This window comes from Halomonas sp. SIMBA_159, from assembly GCF_046536035.1.
Classification (GTDB): Bacteria; Pseudomonadota; Gammaproteobacteria; order Pseudomonadales; family Halomonadaceae; genus Vreelandella; species Vreelandella venusta_A.
This window is the reverse complement of the sequence record NZ_JAWJBT010000680.1, coordinates 1-268: the sequence shown is the minus strand read 5'-3', so window position 1 is coordinate 268 and position 268 is coordinate 1. Positions and strand designations below refer to the sequence as shown.

General features: G+C 51.5%; 1 protein-coding gene. It reads right to left on the bottom strand.

Annotation, left to right across the window (positions count from 1 at the left end):
* A partial coding sequence (locus R0J87_RS20920; protein WP_498888665.1) for a DUF1040 family protein occupies positions 1 to 192 on the bottom strand: 192 nt, incomplete at its 3' end.
* Between the last annotated feature and the right edge of the window lie 76 nt (positions 193 to 268).

The window sequence follows — 268 nt, the reverse complement described above, 5'->3', positions numbered from 1 at the left end:
CATGGCCTCTTGCTTTTCCTGTCGCATTTTCAGCTGATAAATCAGCATATCATCGCTCACATCGATCAGTGGCCCCTGAAATCCGGCTTCGTTTGCCAGCTGTGCCATGACCCCGCTCAGGCTTAAATCCGGGTACTGCTGCCAGTAAGGCTTGAGAAGTGCCAGCAGTTCGGTAATGCGGTGCTCAGCCATGGTCCGGCTCCTTTGTTAAGCTTACTTTTAGTGTGGATTATACCAGACGGTGATGTCAGAACCCAAACGCTGTCAG